We start from the raw sequence: 17,517 nt of genomic DNA on the forward strand, positions 1-17,517 counted from the left end.
CCGCCGAACAGGGAAGCTTAACTAAGACATTACGGATACAAGGTGAGAGCATGCATTCCGGAGCTAAACATTTTCCGCACGATTGGGTGCGAGGCAAGGATCGAGCGGGGGAGCACAACTGGCGTGACGTGGTGCAGGCAGGCCCGGCCGGAGAAGAGCCGGAGAAGAAAAAAGGCGGCCTGTTGTCAGGGCAATCCCGGCTACTTCTGACGGTGAACGGCTTGTTTGCCACGGCCAACGCCCTGTCCGGCACGTTCGTCAATGTGTATCTATGGAAAGCGAAGCATGATTTTACGGTTATCGGATGGTTTACGCTCGTTCATCATTTGACGATGGCGCTAACGTTCTGGATTGCGGGCAAATGGGTCAAAGAGCATAACAAAATGAACTGCTTGCGCACGGGGGTTGCGGCTGCGGCTGTCTTTTACATGCTGGTGCTGTGGTTCGGAGGGAGAGCGGCAGACTATTTCGTGCTGCTCGGAGCCGTTCAAGGCCTGTCATCGGGCTTGTTCTGGATTGCGTTCAACGTCGTCTACTTCGAGGTGACGGGCCCGGATGACCGCGACCGGTTCAATGGATGGGCGGGCCTGCTCGGATCGGGCGCCGGGATGATCGCGCCTTGGATTTCCGGTTATTTGATCGTCCGGATGCAAGCGGCGACGGGCTACCGGCTCATTTTTACCTTGTCGCTGATTGTGTTTGTGGTCGGGGTGATTTTCAGCTTTTTCTTGAAAAAGCGTAAAACGTCCGGGACCTACGAATGGTTTCTGGCCTGGCGATGCTTGAGATATCAGGATACGGCTTGGCGCAAGGTCGGGCTTGCGCTTGCGGCCCAAGGCGTGCGGGAGGGCGTATTCGGCTTCATGATCGGGCTGCTGGTGTACGTTCATACGGGGAGCGAGATGTCGCTGGGCAATTTCTCGTTTATCACTTCTGCGGTAGCGCTGCTTAGTTTTTTGGTGGCGGGCAAGCTGCTCAAGCCCCGATTTCGGGGGAAAGCGATGCTGCTCGGCGCGGTGATGCTGGTGCTTGTTATTTTACCGTTTTTTTGGAAAGTCAATTTCTTTACGCTGCTGCTGTTCGGGGTGGGCGCGGCTGTCTTTTACCCGCTGTACGGCATTCCTATGACCTCCATCGTCTTCGATCTCATCGGGCGGGAGGAGGAGAGCGTGAAGAAGCGGGAGGAGTATATCGTTATGCGGGAGCTGGCGCTGAATACGGGCAGATTGCTCGGCACCGCTGTGTTTATTGCCGTCGTATCGTTTACGCAGTCGGCCGCCGCCATGAACTGGCTGCTGCTCGGCATCGGCAGCTCGCCGCTCGCCGTATGGTATTGGATGCGCAAAGCGGAGATGGCGTGAACTCCCGTTAGCCTTGCTAAAACCATACCTTCCCGATAAAATAAGAGGGATAGGGAAGGGAGCGGCAGGCAGCATGAAGAGGACTACCGGAAAAATGGTGAACAGCATTACGGAGCTGATCGGCGACACGCCGGCCGTGCGCATCCGCAGGCTCGTTCAGGAAAACGATGCGGAGCTGTATGTGAAGCTGGAATATTTCAACCCGAGCGGAAGCGTCAAGGACCGCGCGGCGTTCAATCTGATCGCGCAGGCGGAGAAGGAAGGCCTGATCGGCCCGGGCGCGACGATTATCGAGCCGACCAGCGGCAATACCGGGATTGGCCTGGCGATGAATGCCGCGGCCAAGGGCTACAAGGCGATTCTGGTCATGCCGGACAACATGACGAAAGAGCGGATCAATCTGCTGAAAGCATACGGAGCGGAGGTTGTGTTGACGCCCGCGGAGCAGCGGATGTCCGGCGCGATCCGCAAGGCGGTGGAGCTGCAGGCGCAAATTCCGAACAGCTTCATCCCTCAGCAGTTTGAGAATCAGGCGAATCCGGACATTCACCGGACGACGACGGCGCTGGAAATCATCGAGCAGATGGAAGGGCGGCTGGATGCGTTCGTTGCGACGGCCGGTACGGGCGGCACGATTACAGGCACGGGCGAAGTGCTTCGTGAGAAGCTTCCGGGAATGCAAATCTACGTCGTCGAGCCGCAAGGCTCTCCGGTTTTGTCGGGCGGCGAGCCGGGACCGCACAAGCTTGTGGGCACCAGCCCCGGCTTCGTGCCGAAAATTTTGAACACCGGCGTCTATGACGAAATCGTGCAGGTATCCGACGAGGATGCGCTGCAAACGACGCGGGACCTGGCGCGTCTCGAAGGCATTCTGGTCGGCCCGTCCGCCGGAGCGTCGGTATGGACGGGGCTTCAAATCGCCCGCAAGCTCGGCCGCGGAAAGCGCGTGCTGTGCATTGCTCCGGATACCGGGGAGCGCTATTTGAGCATGGTCATTTTTTAACTTTGTTTAGAACGCAGGCTTGTCCGATAAGGGCAAGCTTATTTTTATTTGTAAACTGGGCGAGGTGTATTGAATAAATATGCAACTAAATGTATAATAATCAATAGAGATCAATCTCGACACCGAAAAGCAGTATGGAAGAGAGGGAACCAAGGATGAAAATCGCGCTGCATAACGAGTTTCCGGGCGAAGCGCAGTTTCAGCAGTTGATCGACTCCGTGTCCGAACGGACCGGCGAGCGCCGACCGCTGGCTTACGAAGCTTTGTGCGACGGAGGCCCTGTCATCGCGGCCTACGACCAAGGAGTGCTGATCGGCCTCGGGCGGCTGGTAAGCGACGACATCGGACAGCAAGCGTTTGAATGCAAAATCAGGCCCGGCTATGAACGGCGGGAAATTGAAGCTTACATGCGCAAACTGCTGGCCGTTTCCCCGGTACCGAGTCACTGCTGATACGGGCTGCTCATAAGCCGTTACCGACCTCCGAGCGTTCGGGGGTTTTTTGCTGTGTGTGATGAAGTCTGTTCCCTGTTGGCCGTCCAAAGGCGAGCCCGCATAATTTTACTTTGCCAAAGCGTGGTTGACGGGTGTAATATGGAGTAATAAGCCATTGGTTCAGGCACTCGTTGCGAGGCTGCGACCTCGCAGGCTTTCCGGCTCACGGTCGATTCGCCGGGTGAGGCCGTTTGCTTCGTATAACTAGTAGGAGGGCGTTGTCATTGGAACAATTCAAAATGAAAATCATCGATCTGCTGAAGGAAGACGCAAGACGTACGCCGGCTCTGATTGCGACTATGCTGGGGGCGTCCGAAGCCGAAGTGGCGGAAGCCATCCGCGAGCTGGAGGAAGCGAACATTATCGTCAAATATGCGACGGTCGTCAACTGGGCCAAGGTGGACGATGAGAAGGTCACCGCCCTGATCGAAGTGCAGATTACGCCGGAGCGAGGGCGGGGCTTCGATGCGATTGCCGAGCGCATTTACTTATATCCGGAAGTCAAATCGGTTTATTTGATGTCGGGGGCCTACGATCTGCTGGTGGAAATCGAAGGGAAGACGCTGAAGGAAGTGGCGTCGTTCGTTTCCAACAAGCTGTCTCCGATCGACCGGGTACTTTCGACCAAAACGCATTTTATTCTTAAAAAATACAAACAAGACGGAATCGTCTTTGAAGATCATGAGGATGACCGCCGCCTTTTAATCTCGCCGTAAAGGACGCTGAAAAGCATGATTGAGTCAAAACAGGTACAGCAGGTCAAATCAATGCACGGGTATTTGGCGCCGCTCGTGCAGGAAATACCGCCTTCGGGGATTCGCAAGTTTTTTGACTTGGTAAGCGGGAGCAAGGATATTATTTCTCTTGGCGTCGGGGAGCCGGATTTTCGTACGCCTTGGCATGTCCGGGAATCGTGCGTTTATTCGTTAGAGCGCGGCAATACGAAATATACGCCTAACGCCGGCCTGCTTGAGCTGCGCGAGGCGATCGCGGAATATTTGTACGAATCGTTCCAACTGCTCTACGAGCCATCGGACGAAGTCATGGTGACGGTCGGAGGCAGCGAGGCCATCGATCTTGCGCTGCGCGCTTTGATCGCCCCGGGAGACGAAATTCTCATTCCGGAGCCGACCTACATTTCCTACAGTCCGATCGCACGGATCAGCGGCGGCGTTCCCGTCGGAATCGAAACGTTCGCCAAGGACCAGTTCAAGCTGAAGCCGGAAGCGCTGAAAGCAGTCATTACGCCCCGCTCGAAGGTGCTCATCCTGTGCTACCCGAGCAACCCGACCGGCGGCATCATGACGTACGAGGACTGGCTGCCGATCGCGAAAATTGTGGAAGAGAACGACCTGATCGTCATTTCCGACGAAATCTATGCCGAGCTGACCTACGAGCAAAAGCATGTCAGCTTCGCGTCGATGCCGGGCATGCGGGACCGCACGATTCTCGTGAGCGGCTTCTCCAAGGCGTTCGCCATGACCGGATGGCGGATGGGGTATGCTTGCGGGCATCAGGACCTCATTTCGGCGATGCTGAAAATCCATCAGTATACCGTGATGTGCGCTCCGTCCATGGCGCAGGTGGCTGCGCTCGAAGCGCTCACGAACGGGATGGAGGAGAAGGACAAGATGGTCGAGTCCTACAACCAGCGGAGACGTTTGGTCGTCCAGGGCTTCCGGGAGATCGGCCTGCCGTGCCATGAGCCTCAGGGCGCGTTTTACGCCTTCCCTTCCATCGAGTCCACGGGACTGAGCTCGGAGGAATTCGCCCAGCGACTGCTGTTTGAAGCCAAGGTCGCAGCGGTGCCGGGACATGTATTCGGCCTCGGCGGAGAGGGCTTTATCCGCTGCTCGTATGCGACATCGGTCAATCAATTGACAGAAGCAATCGACAGGATTGGAAATTTCATAAAAAAGTTGTAATTTCGTCAAAATAAATCATTTTCAAATCCCCCAAAAACTGGTATCTTATAGGTATGCAAGTTTTATGTGATGACTTTATCATAAAACTTGTCAACTTAGGTCTGATGACGACGAACCGGTGGGAGGGATGGGGGATGGCTTTTCCGGAATATCAGCTTCGGCAATATCTGAACGTCGGCTGGATTCGCGAAAGCGAGCACAAGGCCAAGTGGACTTTTGGAAAAAGAAAACAGGCCTCATCCGCCGTTTCGCTGGAAGACGACATCTACAAGCTGCGGCGTCAGCTGGAACAGCTTGTACAGAACGGGAACAGTCTAACGTCTCCCCAAGTTGTCGAAATCAGCATGCAGTTGGATATCAAAATCAATGAATATATGAACCGCCCCAAAGGGGACCGACGTTGAGCGGTCCTTTTTTGCTTTGTCGAAAAAGCTTTGAAAGCGTGGCCCCGACTATGGTAAGATACATGGATAGAGAGCCGCCGAGACGGGCTTCCAGCGGCACGGTTAGAGGGGGAGACAAAGGAACGATGAGAAGGAGATGGCTTCTCGGTTTGCTGCTGATCTTCGTGCTCGCGGGCTGCGGAGGACCGAAGGCGGACGTGACGGTGTTTTTAATGGGGAAGAGCGGGATTCCGACGGAAATCGGGGAAAAGCTTCAAGCGTCGCTGCTGAGCAAAATTGGACAGACGCCCACCGTTCAAGTCGTGACGTCGCCGTTGTTTTCGCTTGAGAAAATGATGGTCGAAATTGCCGCCGGAGGGCACGGGGTAATCATTATACCGGCGGAGCAGTTCAAGGGTATGGCGCAGCAGGGCGGATACGTGTCGCTCGACGACGTGGCGAAGCCGGAGGATTTTGCCGAAGGCGTCATGGAAATTCCCGTAGGCGACAAGAAGGAGAAGCATCTGTACGGCATCCCGATGGAGAAGTCCCTTTGGTTCAAGGAGCTTCAATTGAACGGCAAAGAGCTGTTTGCGTTCATTCCGCAGAGTGCTCCGGACCTGGAGAAAGCAAAGCAAGTGTTAAAAGTCATTGCGCTGAAGTAGCCGTTCGGGCGATGCTAATGTGGGGGAAAAGCCCATGGAAATCCGCAGCGAACGAATAATCGAATAGCGGTTCGGGTGCTTGCGAGCGGATGGAAGCTTGCGAGTTAAAAGGGAAGCCGGTGCGATTCCGGCGCGGTCCCGCCACTGTGAACGGGCGAATGCTCTCCGATAAGCCACTGCTTGATGTAAAGCGGGAAGGCGGAGAGCTCCGGAAGGAAGCCTGTAAGTCAGGAAACCTGCCTGAACGGCAAGCGAAGCGTCCTTCGAGGAAAAGGAGCGGAATCGGGCAGCCGACCGGTGGTGTGCCGTCTTTGGACAGGCGGATCGCGGGCGGCGGCCCGCCTGTGCTCTTCGCCCCGGAGATGCTCCCGGGGTGAGGGGCCTTTTTCGTTTTAGGCGGAAACAAAATATACCATATATCCGGAGGAGTTTTGGAAGATGAAAGCTACACTTACAACGAAGGTTCTACGCAAACGATGGTTAGCTGCGATCTTGAGCTTGGCGTTGTCCGCATCGCTGGCCGGCTGCGGAAGCGCGACGAAGACGCCGGGGCAGGGAGAGCTTGCCAATCCGCCGAAGGCCGATGGTACGAAGCAGGATGGAGCGGCGGCGTCGGCCAAACGAACGTCGTATCCTTTGAAGATCAAGGATGCTACGGGCAAGGAATTCGTGTTTGAGAAGGCGCCGGAGCGAATCGCGTCCACCTCGCCGAGTGAAACGGAATCGCTTTTCGCTCTGGGTCTCGGGGATAAGGTAGTCGGCGTATCGGACTTCTGCGATTACCCTGCGGAAGCGAAGTCGAAGCCGAAGATGGGCAGCATCGTCAAGCCGAATGAGGAAGCGCTGATCGGGGCCAATGCGGATCTGGTGATGACCGGGGTGTCGATGAAGCCGCAGGTGGTCGACAAGCTGCGCGAGCTGAAAATTAACATGTTCAAGGTTGAACCAAAAACGATGGACGACGTGATGAACAATCTGCTGATGATGGGGCAAATCTTCGACCGTCAGGAGCAGGCGCAAAAGCTCGTCGATTCGATGAAAGCCGACCGTCAGAAGGTCGTCGATGCCGTGAAGGATTTGAAGCCGGAGCAGAAGAAAAAGGTGTTCATCGAGTTTTCTCCGGGCTGGACGGTCGGCAAAGGCGAATTTATCGACGAATTGATCACGCTGTCCGGCGGGATCAATGTAGCCGGCGGCGAGAAAGGCTATGTTCAAATCAGCGAAGAGAAAGTCATCGCGGATAATCCGCAGGTGATCATTTACCCCAATGGCATTGTTGACGACAAGTCGAAAAAGCCGATGGACCAGTTGATCCGCGAACGCAGCGGCTGGGACAAAATCGAAGCGGTCCGGTCGGGCAAGCTGTCCGGTGTCGACAAAGATTTGATCAGCCGTCCAGGACCGCGCATTACGGCCGGACTCGTGGAGATCGCCAAAGGGATTTATCCGGATCTGGTGAAATAAAATGAAGCGCAAGCTGTGGATATGGGGCGGAGGCGCTATCGTCCTGCTTCTGCTGTCTGCGACGGCTGCCCTGTCCGTCGGTTCGGTTAACGTGCCGTTTGGGCATGTATGGAGTATCCTCCTGCATCAGCTTCCATGGCCTGGCGAGCGCATCCCCGAGACTTGGAGCGTGGCGTCGGAGCAAATTATATGGAAGGTACGGCTGCCAAGGGTGGCGCTCGGATTGCTGGTCGGCGCTGCGCTGGGGCTGGCGGGCGCGGCATTTCAAGGCGTGCTGCGCAATCCGCTTGCCGATCCGTACACGCTCGGCGTCTCGTCGGGGGCATCCGTGGGGGCTTCCTTCCTGATTTTGTTCGGGCTGCAGTTTTCGCTGCTCGGGGAATGGAGCGTGCCGGTTGTCGCGTTTGCGACCGGGATGCTTGCGCTGAGCGCGGTGCTGCTGCTGGCCCGGACGGAAGGTAAGCTGCGGATAGAAACGGTTATTTTGTCCGGCGTCGTGATGCAGGCGTTTCTCGGTTCGTTCGTTTCGCTGATGGTCTCGATGTCCAAGCAGGTCATTAATGAAATCGTATTTTGGATGATGGGCAGTCTGGCGCTGCGCGGATGGACTTATTCGCTCATACTGTTTCCATATTTGGCTGTCGGAGCGGCGATATTGCTCGGATTCGGGCGGGCCATGAATCTGTTTGCTCTCGGCGAGCGGCAGGCGGCCCATCTGGGCGTTCACGTAGAACGGACGAAGCTTGTCGTCTTGATCACTTCCACTTTGATTACGGCCGCTGCGGTATCCGTGTCCGGGGTCATCGCTTTTGTCGGCTTGCTCGTGCCGCATCTGCTGCGCTTGCTGGTCGGCCCGGATTACCGTCTGCTGCTGCCGCTGTCGCTCATCGGAGGCGCGATCTATATCGTGTTGGCGGATACGCTTGCGCGAACGCTGCTCAGCCCGACGGAAATTCCGCTCGGCGTCGTCACGGCTTTTATGGGGGCGCCCTTCTTCGCTTATTTGCTGCGGCGGCGGAAGCGGGCGACTCGGGAAGGATGAAGCCGGGGCCGCTGCGTCTGGAGCCAGGGCGTGCGGTTGGGAATGGTTTTGGGGAAGTGGAGCGTTGTTCAAGATAGCTGCTGCGGATAACGGCCGGAGGGAGTCCGTTCATACGGCGCACCTCATGTATCGGACTTCAGGAAAAAGGGGGAGCGAAGCGGGTGATACGGGTGGAAGTGGAGCAGGCGGCCAAAGCGTTCGGCGGCAGGCCGGTGCTTCGACAAATTGGCTTCTCGGTAGAGCCGGGCGAATGGTTCGGCATTCTCGGCCCGAACGGCAGCGGAAAATCGACGCTGCTGCATATGATATCCGGCGCCGAGCGTGCCGACGCCGGAACGGTGAGGCTGGACGGCCGTCCAGTGGAAGCCGTCTCCCGCAAAGAGCTGGCCCGGCAGCTCGCCGTGCTGCATCAGGATGCGCTGCCACCGCTTGGGTTCACGGTGCGCGAAATCGTCGAGATGGGCCGTTACCCGTACCAAAACTGGCTGGGGGACGAGCCCGGGGATTCCGCAGCATTAATTGAGCGGATTCTCGATTGGCTGAAGCTCAGACCCTTGGAGGAGCGTACGGTCGACGGGCTGAGCGGCGGCGAGCGGCAGCGGGTGGCGCTGGGCAAAGCGATGGCGCAGGAGCCGAAGCTGCTGCTGCTGGACGAACCGACGACCTTTCTGGATATCGGATACCAGGTGGACTTGATGGACAGGGTCCGTCAATGGCAGCAGGAATGCGGGATGACCGTCATTTCGGTGCTGCATGATTTGAACTTGGCCGCGCAGTATTGCGATCGGCTTATGCTGCTCTATAACGGCGAAGTAGCCGGAATCGGCACGCCGGAGGAAGTGCTGCGCGCCGATCTTTTGGAGAACGTATACGGCACGCGTCCGTACGTGCTTCGGCACCCGGACAGCGGAGTGCCGCAAATTTTGCTCGGAAAAGGGGAATGACCGTGTCGGATCAAAGCCGGTTACAACAAGTGCTATCGGACATTCAGCCGCTTGATGCGGGGATCATGGAAGAGGCGGCCCGCAGACTGGACCAATTGACCAAGCCGCCCGGCAGTCTGGGACGGCTGGAGGAAATCGCGAAGCAGCTCGCAGGTATTCGCGGCGAGGTGATGCCGGAGCTGACGCGAAAAGCCGTCGTCGTGATGGCGGGAGATCATGGCGTATGCGAGGAAGGGGTTAGCGCCTTTCCGGCCGAGGTGACGCCGCAGATGGTGCTCAATTTCCTGAACGGCGGGGCGGCCGTCAATGTGCTCTCAAGGCAGGCCGGGGCGGATGTCGTCTGCGTGGACATCGGCGTCAACGCCGAGCTGTCGCATCCGCTGCTGCGTTCGCGCAAGGTTCGCATGGGCACGGCCAACATGGCGAAAGGACCGGCGATGACGCGAGCGGAGGCGGAAGCCGCGGTCATGGTCGGCGTGGAAATAGCCCAAGAGCTGGCGGGCGAAGGCTATCGGCTGCTCGCTACCGGCGAGATGGGCATCGGGAATACGACGGCCAGCTCGGCGCTGTTGGCCGTGCTCGGAGCGACCGATCCCGCCGCTGCGGCCGGACGCGGAACCGGAATCGACGACGAGCGGCTGCTGCACAAGCAGGCGGTCATTCGCCGGGCGATTGAAACGAACCGGCCGGACGCTTCCGATCCGCTGGATGCGCTCGCCAAAGTAGGCGGCCTTGAGATCGCCGGATTGGTCGGCCTTATTCTTGGTGCGGCGCAGAGCCGCATCCCCGTCGTCATCGACGGCTTCATCTCGTCGGCCGCCGCCTTGGTCGCGGTAAAGCTGGCGCCGCTCAGCGCGTCGTATATGATCGCGTCGCACCTTTCGCAGGAGCAGGGCCATGGACGCCTGCTAACGGAGATCGGGCTGACGCCGATGCTTCGCATGGATATGCGGCTGGGCGAAGGCACCGGCGCGGTGCTGGCGTTCCCGATGATCGAAGCGGCGGTCCGTATTATGAAGGAGATGGCAACCTTCGCGGATGCTGGTGTTACGAGCGCATCGGAACGGGCAGGCGTATGAACCCCGGTCAACGGGAAGAAAACGCGCCAATGAGAGTGCTTGTCACCGGAGGGGCGCGCAGCGGCAAAAGCGGGTTCGCCGAGCGGTATGCGGCGGTGCTGGGCCATGAGGGCTTATACGTCGCCACCGCGCAAGCGTATGACGACGAAATGCGGCGGCGCATCGCCCTGCACCGCCAATCGCGCAGCGAGCGCGGCTTCCGCTGGACGACGGCCGAGGAGCCCTTCGCCTTGGCGGAGCTGCTCGAACGTTCGGCAGCGCCGGTGGTGCTCGTCGATTGCCTGACGCTCTGGCTGTCGAACTGGCTGCTGCGGTTGGAACAGGAGCCGGATGCCGAAGCGCAGCTCGAAGCGAAGATCGACAGCCTCGCCTCCGTCTTCGCGACGGTGAAACAGCCGACTGTTCTCGTGACGAACGAAGTCGGAGCCGGGCTAGTGCCGGAGTACAAGCTCGGCCGCCTGTTCCGCGATTTATCCGGCCGGATGAACCAACGTCTTGCCCGTGAGGCCGACAAGGTTTTCCTTGTCGCCTCCGGCATTCCTCTTGAACTCAAGAGCATGGCTTTTAAACTGTAGCCTTGCGTTTATCCCCTCTTCCGCGGAAGAGGGGTTTGGGGGCGAGCCGGGTGTGCTTTCTTGGGAGCGACTTTTGACGAAGTCAACGGAGCGAACCAAGAATCATGCCCGGCTCCCTGCCCGCCGCGGGCAGCGCATGAAAAATAGCGCCCTGCAAGGCGGCGCGTCAAGCTTTTAGTCTTTTATAGGGAGGAGGTGTATCTCTTTGAGAGCGACTTTTGACGAAGTCAAGCGGAGCGAACAAAGAGATACACCCGCACACGATGAGTGAAACGCTAATCATGGTACTGGCCGCCATCGTCATCGATTGGGTGCTCGGCGACCCGGCCTGGCGCTGGCTGACGCATCCCGTGATCTGGATCGGGCGGTGGATTTCCGCCGTGGAAAGGCGGCTGTGGCCGGACGGGGCGCAGTCGGCTGGCGTTCACGGTAAGTGGGCCGTACGCTGGCGTGGCATTGTGCTTACTGCATCGACGGTAGGCTTGGCGTTCGGCGCGATGTATTTGATCGTCTGGGCCGCGTCGCAGGTGCATCCGTGGCTCGGCTACGCGGTGAACACATGGTTCATTTCGACCACGATCGCCATCAAAGGATTGAAGGATGCGGCAATGGCGGTCTACCGTCCATTGGTCGAAGGGCGTCTGGATGAAGCGCGTAAATATGTCGGCTATATCGTCGGACGGGATACGACGCGGCTGGACGAGCCGGAGATTACGCGGGCGACCGTGGAGACGGTGGCTGAAAATATCGTGGACGGCGTTGTGTCGCCGATCTTTTTTGCTTTGCTCGGCGGAGCTCCGCTGGCGATGCTGTACCGCGCGGCGAATACGCTGGATTCGATGGTCGGCTACAAAAATGACAAGTACCTGCACTTCGGCTGGGCCTCGGCCCGGTTCGACGATGTGCTCAACTGGATTCCGGCGCGGCTGACCGGAGGGCTGCTCGTCTTGGCTGCGCTTGCAAGTCCCGGACTGGATGCCGTTCGCGCGGCAAAAGCCGTGCTGAAGTTTGCCCGGCTGCATCCGAGCCCGAACAGCGGCATTCCGGAGTCGGCCGTGGCCGGTGCGCTCGGCATCGAGCTCGGGGGCGTGAACGTCTATCACGGCCGGACAAGCGAGCGGGCCCGGATGGGCTGGCCGCTGCGGGAGCGCACGCGGGAAGATATCAAGCGGACCGTGCGCATGCTGTACGGCGTCAGTTACATCATTGCGGGGGGATTGCTGTGCGCGCTTTTATTCGTTTGATCCGGCTTTGGGGTGAGGCCTGCGCGGCTGCGTTTCAATTTTTAAGCCGATTGCCCGTACCGGTGAAGCTGGACTCTAACGACGCTTTGTTTCGGCGGAGCGTCGTTTTTTATCCGCTCGTCGGACTGGTGCTCGGGCTGATCACAGCGGCAGCCGGTCTGCTGCTGACCAGCGTGCTGCCTCCGTTGCCCGCAGCCGCTCTGCTGCTTGGGATCTGGGTGCTGCTCACTGGGGCGCTGCATCTCGACGGGCTGATGGATACGGCCGACGGCATCCTGAGTCACCGTTCGCGGGAAAGAATGCTGGAAATCATGAAGGACAGCCGGGTTGGCGCGATGGGTGTCATCGCCGCCGTGCTGGTGCTGCTGCTGAAATGGTCGCTGCTGGCGGAGATGCTGCCTGCTGCGGCAGCCGGAAGCCAGTGGAATTTGTGGCTCCTCTTGGCGCTTGTTCCGCTGTGGAGCCGCTGGTACATGGTCGTAGCGATAGCCTGCTGGCCTTATGCGCGGCAGGCGGGGAGCGGAATGGGCGGCTTTTTTCGCGGTGTCGGAGCCGGGCATGCCGTGGGCTCGGGACTGGTAGCGCTGTTGCTGTCGCTATGTGTTGTCGCGGCGGGAGAAGCGTTCGGAGGGCTTTCGCTGCCGTTTTGGCATATGGTAGGGATAATCGTCATTCTGCTCGCCGTGACGATGGGAGCAGGGGTTCTGATAAGCGTTTCGATTCACCGGAAATTGGGTGGACTGACGGGTGATACGTACGGCGCGATGAACGAATTGCTTGAAGCGGCGCTGCTGCTCGTGCTTGTGTTGATTAAGGGATAGGAGAGGTTGCAATGCTGGAACGATACGGACACGGCGGCGATTTGTGGACGGCCGCGGAAGCTTTCGGCAGGCCGCGGGAGCGGTTTGTCGATTTTAGCTCGAACATGAACCCGCTCGGGCCGCCCGAGGCGGTAGGACGCATTTTGGCCGAGCAGTGGCGGGAGGTCGTCCATTACCCGGACCCGGCGGTACGGGAGCTGACCGGCAAGCTGGCGGCCAAGCACGGCGTTCCGGCCGAATGCGTGCTCGTCGGCAACGGGGCGGCGGAGCTGATCGATCTGGCCGTCCGGGTGCGCCGTCCCCGGGTGACGGGACTGGTTCGTCCGTCCTTTGCCGAATACGAGGAAGCTGTGGATAAAATCGGGGGACGTATCGTTGACATCCCACTCGATGAAGCGAACGGCTTTGCGCTTCGTCTGGCCGACGTGCAGGCAGCTGCTGACCGATGCGATCTGCTGTTTCTCGGTCATCCGAACAATCCGACCGGGCGTCTGCTGCCGGATGACGTGGTGCAAGCGCTGGCGGACGGACAGATTCCGGCTATCGTCGATGAGGCGTTTCTGGATTTTTGCCCGCGGGAGGAGGAGCTGACGCTGGCCCGTGCTGCGGCGCAAAGTCCTCACTTGACCGTCATCCGCTCGATGACGAAGTTTTATTCGATTCCCGGACTTCGTCTCGGGTACGTGGTGGCGCATCCGGAGCAAATCCGCGAGATGAAACGGCTGCAGGTGCCATGGAGCGTGAACGCTTTATCCCAGTGGATCGGCTCGGCCGTTATGGAGGATCGGGAGTTTGCGCGCCGGACGCTGGAATGGGTGAAGGAAGAGAAGGAGCGCTTGCGCGCCGGGCTGCAATCGCTCGGCCTGACCGTGTATGAGAGCGATGTGAATTTTGTGCTGTTTTCGCTGCGGCCGCTGGGACTCGATGTGCGGGCGCTGCAAGCGGCGATGGGGCGGCGGGGCATTTTGATCCGGGATGCTTCGCTGTTTCCCGGGCTGGACGAGACGTACTGCCGGGTGGCGGTCAAGCTGAGGGAGCAGAACGAAGCGCTGCTGGACGGCCTCAGGCAGTCGATTGCCGAACTGCTTGAGGCGCGAGAGCGCGCGACGACGGGCGAAGAAGTCGCGGCAGCCAAGAGGCCGGAACGCTCGCAGAGCAGCGGCGGGTCCGTGTCCAATGCCTGTCCGCCGCCGCTTCCAGCCGATTCATCATCGCTGAAGCTCGCTCCGACCTTCATGCTGCAGGGAACCGCCTCCGATGTCGGCAAAAGCTTGCTGACGACGGCTTTGTGCCGCATCCTGCTGCAGGACGGCTTGCGCGTGGCGCCGTTCAAATCGCAAAACATGTCGCTCAACTCCTATGTGACGCCGGATGGTAAAGAAATCGGCCGGGCGCAGGGGATGCAGGCGGACGCCTGCCGGATTCCGGCGACGACGGACATGAATCCGATTTTGCTCAAACCCAAAAAAGACATGGTGGCGCAAGTGGTCGTCCATGGCAAGCCTTACCGTGATCTGGATGCGCGGACGTACCGGGAAAAATATTTGCCGGAAGCCGAAGCGGTCGTGAAGGAAGCGCTCGCCCGCTTGCGGCAAGCCTATGACGCGGTCGTGATCGAAGGGGCGGGCAGCCCGGCCGAGGTCAATCTGAAAGACCGGGATATCGTCAACATGCGGCTGGCCGGATGGGCGGACGCTCCGGTGCTGCTTGTCGCGGATATCGACCGCGGAGGCGTGTTCGCTTCTCTTGTCGGGACGCTGGACATTTTGTCGCCGGAGGAACGCGACCGGGTGAAGGGCTTTATTATCAACAAGTTTCGGGGAGACGTTACGCTGCTTACGCCGGGGATCGAATGGCTGGAGAAGCGGACGGGCAAGCCGGTGCTGGGCGTTATTCCTTATTTGCCGCAGCTTGGGCTGGAGGACGAGGATTCGGCGTCGCTCGAACGAAAGCTGGCGGAAGGCGCTCTAGGCCGCACGGATACGATGCTGTCCGAAGACATGCTCGATATCGCCGTCATCCGGCTGCCGCGCCTGTCCAACTTTACGGATATCGATCCGCTGGAATATGAGCGCGATGTCCGGCTTCGTTTCGTGGATACGGCGGAGACGTTCGGTTCCCCGGACGCAGTCATTGTGCCGGGCAGCAAAAACACCGTCGACGATCTCTTGTATCTTCGCGATTGCGGTCTTGACCGGAAGCTGCTCGATTTTGCCAAGAGCGGCGGATGGGTGACGGGGATATGCGCGGGGTATCAGATGCTGGGGGAAAAGCTGCTCGATCCGAATGCGGTCGAATCGGACCGGCCGGTGCTCGACGGACTCGGCTTATTCCCGACGCAAACCGTCTTTGCCGCGGAGAAACGGACCGTAAGAGCCGCAGGTACGACACGGCTGTATGCCGATCCCGAGCAAACGTTTGAAATACATGGCTATGAGATTCATATGGGCGTCACTTCATTCTTGCGGCCCGTCGGCCACCCGTTCGAGTTATCGCATCCCGATACCGGACCGACCGAATCCGGTTCGTCGCCGGACGGCGCGGTTTGTGCGGACGGACGGCTGTGGGGCACGTATGTGCATGGCATTTTGCATAACGACGATTTTCGCCGCGCGTGGCTGAACCGGATTCGCGCAGCGAAAGGACTGGAGCCGCTGCCGGCGGAGCTGCGCTTTCAGGAACGCCGGGAGGCGGCCTTCGACCGGCTCGCGGCCCATGTGCGGGAGCACTTGGATACGGAGCGATTGTATGAGATGATAGGGTGGAATAAAGGTCGGGAGGGATTGCGGTGAAAATTTATACGAGAACGGGCGATGCCGGAAAAACCGGGGTGATCGGAGGCCGCGTAGACAAGGACGACGTCCGGGTCGAGGCGTATGGCACGGTTGACGAGCTGAATTGCTTTATCGGCCAGGCGATGGGGTTTCTGGATGCGGAACGCGATGCAGATCTGCTCGCCGATCTGCTGCAAATCCAGCATGAGACGTTCGACTGCGGCTCCGATCTGGCGTTGCTGAAGCAGGAGCTGCGGCCGTATAAGGTGACGGCCGAGATGGTGGACCAGTTGGAAGCATGGATCGACAAATACGATGCGGAGACGCCGGACATCCAGCGCTTTATCCTTCCGGGCGGGAGTCAGGCGTCGTCGGCGCTTCACGTATGCCGGACGGTATGCCGCCGCGCCGAGCGCCGGGTCGTGACGCTTGCGCGCACGCAGCCGATCAACGAAGAGGTGCGCCGTTATTTGAACCGGCTGTCGGACTTGTTCTTTACGGTCGCCCGGGTCGCCAATCATCGGTCCGGACACGGAGACGTGGAATATATTCGGAGCGCCGAGGTGTTCAGACGCAAGTCATGAGCTATTATAAACCGCTGGAATACATCGTCCCGACCGAAGACGACGGCATGGTGCTGAGGACGATTTTGCAAAAACGAATGGGCATTTCCCGCAAGCTCCTCTCGCGGCTGAAGCTGACGGAGCAAGGCATTACGGTCAACGGGGAACGCAAATATATCGATGTGAAGGTACGCGCCGGAGACCGGGTCGCCGCGCGGATGGAGATGGAAGCGTCGGACGATATTTTGCCGCAGCCGCTTCCGATCGACATTTTGTATGAGGACGACGAACTGCTGGTGCTGAACAAAGAGGCCGGGATGATCGTGCATCCGACGCACGGACATTACACGGATACGCTGGCGAACGGCGTCGTTCATTACTGGCGGGAAAAGGGCGTGAGCTTCCGCTTCCGCCCCGTGCACCGGCTCGATCAGGAGACGTCCGGCGTGCTGGCCGTCGCCAAAAATCCGTACGTGCATCAGCAAATTTCGGAGGAAATGCAGGCGCACGGGCTAAAAAAGGAATATGTCGCGCTCGTTCACGGCGTGATCGGCAGCGACGAAGGCACGGTCGATGCGCCGATCGATCGCAATCCGCTTGCGCCGCATGTCCGCATCGTCACGCCGACCGGCTATCCGGCGGTCACGCATTACCGCGTGGAGCGGAGGTTTCGCGAAGCGACGCTCGCGCGCTTGTGGCTGGAGACGGGGCGGACGCACCAAATCCGCGTGCATATGCGGCATCTCGGCCATCCGCTGCTCGGCGATAAGATGTACGGCCCCGGCGGAACGGCGGATGAGGCGGATAAAGCGGCCGCGGAGGGACGTATCCCGGAAGCCGACGGTTCGCAGCAGTGGCATGGAGCTTCGGCGCCATTATCCGAGGGCATAACCGTCGCCGACCGCAGCGCAACGCAGCCGCAGCCGCAGGCGGCATCAAGTGTCTGCCAAGCGGCTTTGCCCGCAGCGGACTATGCGCCGCTGGGGCGTCAAGCGCTGCACGCCTGCACGCTCGGGCTGACACATCCCGTCACACGTCAGTGGATGGAGTTTCACGCGCCGCTGCCGGCGGATATGGAGTGCTGCATCAAGCAATTAGCGCAGTCGGAAGCTGCGCACGAAGCATAAAAAATCCGCTGTTCCCGCGTATTGCAAGTATGATCGGGGGAACGAGCGGATTT

Annotated in this window: 17 protein-coding genes and 1 riboswitch; all 17 genes read left to right on the forward strand. The window is 59.3% G+C overall.

Annotation, left to right across the window (positions count from 1 at the left end; genetic code table 11):
* Positions 1-50 precede the first annotated feature (50 nt).
* The 17 genes from NLX71_RS10290 (at position 51) to NLX71_RS10370 (ending at position 17,464) form a co-directional block, all read left to right on the forward strand.
* Positions 51-1,361 carry an MFS transporter gene (locus NLX71_RS10290; protein WP_254363532.1) on the forward strand — a complete coding sequence of 437 codons (1,311 nt, stop codon included), beginning with the start codon at positions 51-53 and terminating at the stop codon, positions 1,359-1,361.
* A 73-nt stretch (positions 1,362-1,434) separates the two neighbouring features.
* Positions 1,435-2,364, forward strand: a complete 930-nt coding sequence (gene cysK, locus NLX71_RS10295) for a cysteine synthase A (RefSeq protein ID WP_254363533.1) — start codon at positions 1,435-1,437, stop codon at positions 2,362-2,364.
* A gap of 155 nt (positions 2,365-2,519) precedes the next feature.
* Positions 2,520-2,816, forward strand: a complete 297-nt coding sequence (locus NLX71_RS10300) for a hypothetical protein (RefSeq protein WP_254363534.1) — start codon at positions 2,520-2,522, stop codon at positions 2,814-2,816.
* A gap of 281 nt (positions 2,817-3,097) precedes the next feature.
* A complete protein-coding gene (locus NLX71_RS10305) occupies positions 3,098-3,574 on the forward strand; it encodes an Lrp/AsnC family transcriptional regulator (RefSeq protein ID WP_174551243.1) in 477 nt (158 codons plus the stop codon).
* A 15-nt stretch (positions 3,575-3,589) separates the two neighbouring features.
* Positions 3,590-4,783 (forward strand): aminotransferase class I/II-fold pyridoxal phosphate-dependent enzyme, encoded by a 1,194-nt coding sequence (locus NLX71_RS10310; RefSeq protein WP_302058166.1) that lies wholly within the window; start codon positions 3,590-3,592, stop codon positions 4,781-4,783.
* A gap of 134 nt (positions 4,784-4,917) precedes the next feature.
* Entirely contained in the window at positions 4,918-5,187 is a 270-nt protein-coding gene (locus NLX71_RS10315; protein ID WP_254363535.1) for an aspartyl-phosphate phosphatase Spo0E family protein, read from the forward strand.
* Between the two features lie 125 nt (positions 5,188-5,312).
* Complete coding sequence (locus NLX71_RS10320) at positions 5,313-5,831, forward strand: hypothetical protein (RefSeq protein WP_254363536.1); 519 nt, start codon at positions 5,313-5,315, stop codon at positions 5,829-5,831.
* A 56-nt stretch (positions 5,832-5,887) separates the two neighbouring features.
* Positions 5,888-6,089, forward strand: a riboswitch (cobalamin riboswitch).
* Between the two features lie 180 nt (positions 6,090-6,269).
* On the forward strand, positions 6,270-7,295 hold the full coding sequence (locus tag NLX71_RS10325; RefSeq protein WP_254363537.1) for an ABC transporter substrate-binding protein: 1,026 nt from the start codon (positions 6,270-6,272) through the stop codon (positions 7,293-7,295).
* A 1-nt stretch (position 7,296) separates the two neighbouring features.
* On the forward strand, positions 7,297-8,337 hold the full coding sequence (locus tag NLX71_RS10330) for a FecCD family ABC transporter permease (RefSeq protein WP_254363538.1): 1,041 nt from the start codon (positions 7,297-7,299) through the stop codon (positions 8,335-8,337).
* Positions 8,338-8,498: 161 nt separating this feature from the next.
* Positions 8,499-9,281, forward strand: a complete 783-nt coding sequence (locus NLX71_RS10335) for an ABC transporter ATP-binding protein (RefSeq protein WP_254363539.1) — start codon at positions 8,499-8,501, stop codon at positions 9,279-9,281.
* A complete protein-coding gene (gene cobT, locus NLX71_RS10340; protein WP_254363540.1) occupies positions 9,278-10,360 on the forward strand; it encodes a nicotinate-nucleotide--dimethylbenzimidazole phosphoribosyltransferase in 1,083 nt (360 codons plus the stop codon). Before NLX71_RS10335 ends, cobT begins: the two co-directional genes overlap by 4 nt.
* A 29-nt stretch (positions 10,361-10,389) precedes the next feature.
* Positions 10,390-10,935 (forward strand): bifunctional adenosylcobinamide kinase/adenosylcobinamide-phosphate guanylyltransferase, encoded by a 546-nt coding sequence (gene cobU / locus NLX71_RS10345; protein ID WP_254363541.1) that lies wholly within the window; start codon positions 10,390-10,392, stop codon positions 10,933-10,935.
* Positions 10,936-11,198: 263 nt separating this feature from the next.
* Positions 11,199-12,179, forward strand: coding sequence for an adenosylcobinamide-phosphate synthase CbiB (gene cbiB / locus NLX71_RS10350; RefSeq protein ID WP_254363542.1), 981 nt, complete (start codon positions 11,199-11,201; stop codon positions 12,177-12,179).
* On the forward strand, positions 12,158-13,000 hold the full coding sequence (gene cobS / locus NLX71_RS10355) for an adenosylcobinamide-GDP ribazoletransferase (protein ID WP_254363543.1): 843 nt from the start codon (positions 12,158-12,160) through the stop codon (positions 12,998-13,000). The genes cbiB and cobS overlap by 22 nt, the downstream gene beginning before the upstream one ends.
* Before the next feature lie 11 nt (positions 13,001-13,011).
* Positions 13,012-15,792, forward strand: coding sequence for a cobyric acid synthase (locus NLX71_RS10360; RefSeq protein WP_254363544.1), 2,781 nt, complete (start codon positions 13,012-13,014; stop codon positions 15,790-15,792).
* A complete protein-coding gene (locus NLX71_RS10365; protein ID WP_254363545.1) occupies positions 15,789-16,358 on the forward strand; it encodes a cob(I)yrinic acid a,c-diamide adenosyltransferase in 570 nt (189 codons plus the stop codon). Before NLX71_RS10360 ends, NLX71_RS10365 begins: the two co-directional genes overlap by 4 nt.
* Positions 16,355-17,464 (forward strand): RluA family pseudouridine synthase, encoded by a 1,110-nt coding sequence (locus NLX71_RS10370; RefSeq protein ID WP_254363546.1) that lies wholly within the window; start codon positions 16,355-16,357, stop codon positions 17,462-17,464. The genes NLX71_RS10365 and NLX71_RS10370 overlap by 4 nt, the downstream gene beginning before the upstream one ends.
* Positions 17,465-17,517 lie beyond the last annotated feature (53 nt).

The organism is Paenibacillus sp. MZ04-78.2 (assembly GCF_024213375.1).
Lineage (GTDB): Bacteria > Bacillota > Bacilli > Paenibacillales > NBRC-103111 > Paenibacillus_G.